5 protein-coding genes are annotated in these 4,436 nt (G+C 64.2%); all 5 read left to right on the top strand.

Annotated features, from left to right (window positions below):
• A partial coding sequence (locus EOC06_RS43725) for a DUF427 domain-containing protein (RefSeq protein WP_245470143.1) occupies nt 1–365 on the top strand: 365 nt, incomplete at its 5' end.
• A 34-nt stretch (nt 366–399) separates the two neighbouring features.
• Nucleotides 400–2,037 (top strand): ABC transporter substrate-binding protein, encoded by a 1,638-nt coding sequence (locus EOC06_RS28080; protein WP_128309316.1) that lies wholly within the window; start codon nt 400–402, stop codon nt 2,035–2,037.
• Nucleotides 2,038–2,044: 7 nt separating this feature from the next.
• Nucleotides 2,045–3,004, top strand: coding sequence for an ABC transporter permease (locus EOC06_RS28075; protein ID WP_127381861.1), 960 nt, complete (start codon nt 2,045–2,047; stop codon nt 3,002–3,004).
• Nucleotides 3,001–3,888 carry an ABC transporter permease gene (locus tag EOC06_RS28070; RefSeq protein WP_128309315.1) on the top strand — a complete coding sequence of 296 codons (888 nt, stop codon included), beginning with the start codon at nt 3,001–3,003 and terminating at the stop codon, nt 3,886–3,888. Before EOC06_RS28075 ends, EOC06_RS28070 begins: the two co-directional genes overlap by 4 nt.
• A 70-nt stretch (nt 3,889–3,958) precedes the next feature.
• Nucleotides 3,959–4,436: LLM class flavin-dependent oxidoreductase (locus EOC06_RS28065; RefSeq protein ID WP_164898774.1), on the top strand; the 478-nt coding region annotated here is incomplete at its 3' end.

Below are 4,436 nucleotides of genomic sequence, written 5' to 3'. Positions count from 1 at the left end.
ATCCCTACGCACGCATCGATGTGCTGCAGAGCTCCAGCCATGTGCAGGTCTGGTTCGACGGCGAGCCGATCGCCGACAGCCACCGCCCGGTTCTGCTGTTCGAGACGCATCTGCCAACGCGTTTTTATCTGCCCGCGGAAGACATCCGGCTGGAGCGGCTGACGGCGTCCGTCACAACGACGCGATGTCCTTACAAGGGCATCGCCTCCTATTGGTCCGGCCTGCTGAGCGACGGCTCGGTGCGCCCTGACATCGCCTGGAGCTACCGGGATCCCATAGAGGAAATGCCCAAGATCAAGGGCCTCATCGCGTTCTATCCGCAGGCCGTCGACCGCATCCATCTCGACGGCGAACCCGTCGCATAGGTTTTCAATCTTCATTTCAAAGCAGGGGTTTGACATGACCAAACGCAGAGATATCGACGCAGTTCGCAACCTGTCGGGGGACATCTGGAATGTCGCCGTCGATGAATATCAGGGCGGCTTTCTCAAGCGCCGCGATCTCCTGAAATATGCAGCACTGCTCGGCCTGACGGGCTTTGCCGCCGCGCAAGGGCTTGGGGGTGCGCGCGCAGCGGGAGCCGGCGGCGGCACGGTGCGTGTCGGGCTCGGCCAGCCGACCAAGGCGATCGATCCGGTTTCGGTCACCGATCCGGCCAGCATCGGGGTGATCAGCCAGGTCGGCGAGTATCTGATCCTCGACGATCCGAAGGATGGTCTGCAGCCGAAGCTGGCTCTGTCCTGGGAAGCAAACGAGACGGCCAGTCGCTGGACCTTCAAATTGCGGCCAGGGGTGAAATTCCACAATGGCCGCGCGGTCACCGCTAGCGATGTTGTGGCGAGCTTCGAGCGGCTGGTCGATCCGGCCAGCGGCTCGTCGGCGCTGTCGGCCTACAAGGGCATCCTGTCCAAGGGCGGCGCCAAGCTGGTCGACGACGAAACCGTCGCCTTCGATCTCGACGGCCCAAACAGCAACTTCCCTTTCTATGTCTCCTCAGACGTCTACAACGCCGTCATCCTGCCGGCCGACTATGCCGGCGATTTCGAGAAGACGTTCAATGGCACCGGCCCGTTCAAGCTGGAATCCTTCCGTCCCAAGCAAGGCGCAAGCTTCGTGCGCAATGAGGACTACTGGGGCGACAAGGCGCTGCCCGACCGGGTCGAGATCAAGTTCTTCGACGACGAGCAGGCGCAGGTGCTGGCGCTGCAGGCCGGCCAGCTCGACGTCATCCCGAGCACGACGCGCCTGGAGCTGGCGATCGAGGGCAATCCCAATTTCAAGCTGCTGAGCGTGCAGGCAAGCTCGCATGACCAGGTGCATCTCAGAACCGACCAGGCGCCGTTCACCGACAAGCGCATCCGCCGCGCGCTGGCGCTCACCATCGACCGCGAGGCCGTGGTCAAGGGCCTGCTGAAGGGCCGCGCCATCGTCGGCAACGACACCCCGTTCGCGCCGATCTTCCCATCGGCCGATCCGTCGGTGCCGCAGCGCAAGCAGGACATTGCGGAAGCCAAGCGGCTGCTCGGCGAGGCGGGTGTGCCGAACGGCTTCGAGGTGACGCTGACCACCGAGCGCGCCTATGACATTCCCGACTATGCGGTGATCATCCAGAACTTCGCCAGGAAGGCCGGCATCGACGTCAAGCTCAACGTCCTGCCGCAGGACGCCTATTACGGCTCGGCGACCTTCGGTAGCTCGCCCTGGCTGGATTCGGTGCTCGGCATCACCGACTACGGCCATCGCGGCACGCCCGACATCTTCCTCAACGCCACGCTGAAGAGTTCGGGAGCCTGGAACGCGGCGCATTTCAACAACCCGGCCTATGATGCGCTGCTGCTCGACTACTCTAAGGCGCGTGATCTGCAGGCACAGCGCCTCGTTGCCGGCAAGATCCAGACCTTGCTGCTCGACGAGACGCCGGCGATCATCAGCTACTTCTCGCAATACAGCCGGATCGTCAGCTCGAAGGTCGAGGGCGTGCGCTTCACCGCGATCTCGCATCTGCTGCTCGACCGCGTTTCCTTCGTCCAGGCATGATCGCGACATGCTGACCGGTCGCATTCTGTCAGCGCGTCTGGGCACACTTGTCCTCACGCTGTGGCTGGTCAGCATCCTGGTGTTCTTCGCCGGGCAGGTCCTGCCCGGCGATGTCGGCCGTGTGATGCTCGGGCCTTTTGCCGATGCGCAGGCGGTGGCGGAACTGAACAAGCGGCTGGGCACCGATCAGCCGGTTCTCGTCCAGTACTGGCTCTGGTTCAGCAAGGCCGTCACCGGTGACTTCGGCACCTCGCTGTCGATGCGCGGGCCGGTGGCGCCCTTCGTGCTGGAAAGCCTCAAGCGCTCCGCCGCCCTTGCCGGCATTATTCTGATTTTTCTCATTCCGCTTGGCGTTGGTGCCGGCGTCGTTGCCGGTCTCAATGCGGGCCGCTTGATCGACCGGCTGATCGTGATGGCAGGCGTCTCCTTCGGCATTGTGCCTGATTTCGTTTCTGGCCTGATGCTGCTCATCGTTTTCGGCCTGTGGCTGAACTGGTTCCCGATCTCCGGTGTTGCGCCCGATGGCGCGGGCTTCTGGACGCATGGCTATTATCTGATCCTGCCGGCGCTGCCGCTGGTGCTGAACCTTGCCGGCTACATCGCCCGGATGACGCGGGCAGGGGTGATCGAGGCAATGGCCGCCGATTATACGCGCACCGCCGTCCTGAAAGGGCTCGAGCGGCGCGAGATCATCTTTCGGCACGTGCTGCGCAACGCGCTGACGCCGACCATCGCGGTGCTGGCGACGCAGACCGGCTACATGCTTGGCGGGCTGGTGGTGATCGAGGCGCTGTTCGGCATCCAGGGGCTTGGCAATCTGGTTCTGAATGCGGCCAAGGCACGCGATTTCCCGATGCTCGAGGCCGGCGTGCTGGTGATGGCGGCAATCTTCGTGCTGTCGGCGGCGGCCGGCGACCTCGTACTGGCGCTGCTCGATCCGCGGCAACGCCGCCGGACCTCGCCATGACAGATCTGGCGGAGTTTCCCGCACCACCGCGCTCCGTGGCCGGCTTTCCGGCAGTGCGCCGGATCCGCAGTGCTTTCGCCGGATTGCCGCCGTCGGTCGTGGTCGGATCGCTGCTGCTTCTGTTCTGCGTCGTGTGCGCCATAGCAGGCAACCTCTTCGTTCCCTACGATCCCTATGCCGAGGATTTCCTGGCGATGCTGACGCCGCCCGACGCGCTGCACTGGTTCGGGACCGATCAGCTCGGCCGCGACGTGCTGTCGCGCATAGTCGTCGGATCGCGCGACATCCTGCTGGTTGCGCTGCTGGCGACGCTGGCCGGCGTTGCCGCCGGCAGCATCATCGGGTTGGTGCTCGGCTATTTCGACGGCCTGGTCGATGCCATCGGCGCGCGGCTGCTCGATACGCTGATGGCGTTTCCGTTCATCGTTCTCGTCACCATGACGCTGGTGGCCATCGGCCCATCCAATCTAACGGTCATCCTGGTGATCGGCATCGCCTACGCGCCGCTGGTGGCGCGCACCGTCCGCGCCGCCGTGCGCGAGCAGAAGGAGCGCGACTATGTCAGCGCTGCGCGGCTTGGCGGCGAGGGCCCGCTCGCCATCATGTTTCTGGAGATACTGCCCAACATCAGGGAAACGATCTTGATCGAGCTGGTCACAAGGCTGGGCTACGCGTTCTTTTCGATCGCGACGCTGAGCTTTCTCGGCCTCGGCATCCAGCCGCCATCGGCCGACTGGGGACTGGCCGTCGCCGACGGCTACGGCTTCCTGACCGGGGGCAAATGGTGGATCGTCGTCTTCAATTCCGCGGCAATCGTCTCACTGGTCATGGCGACCAACCTGATCGCGCAAGGCATCGGCGCGTTTGAAAATAGCGATGCATGAGCCTGGATTGGGCGCGTCGAAAAATCTCTTTTGCATTGAAGCCTGACGCGCATCCTTATATCGCATGGCTATGAAGAAAATCGGTTTCCTGTCGTTCGGGCACTGGACGCCCTCGTCGCAATCGCAAGTGCGCTCGGCTTCGGACGCGCTTTTGCAATCCATCGACCTCGCCGTCGCCGCCGAGCAACTGGGCGCGGACGGGGCCTATTTTCGCGTGCATCATTTCGCCCGCCAGCTCGCTTCGCCGTTCCCGCTGCTGGCAGCCGTCGGCGCCAAGACCAGCCGCATCGAGATCGGCACCGCCGTCATCGACATGCGCTACGAGAACCCGCTCTACATGGCCGAGGACGCCGGTGCTGCCGACATCATCGCCGGCGGCCGCCTGCAGCTCGGCATCAGCCGCGGCTCGCCCGAGCAGGTGATCGATGGCTGGCGCCATTTCGGCTACGCGCCGCCGGAAGGGCATAGCGACGCCGACATGGCAAGGCACCACGCCGAGGTCTTCCTCGAGACGCTGCGCGGCGAGGGGTTCGCCCAGCCCAATCCAC

Source organism: Mesorhizobium sp. M7A.F.Ca.MR.362.00.0.0, assembly GCF_004023175.1.
Taxonomy (GTDB): domain Bacteria; phylum Pseudomonadota; class Alphaproteobacteria; order Rhizobiales; family Rhizobiaceae; genus Mesorhizobium.
Note: the sequence above shows the minus strand (reverse complement) of the source record. Positions and strands in the feature narration are given on the sequence as shown.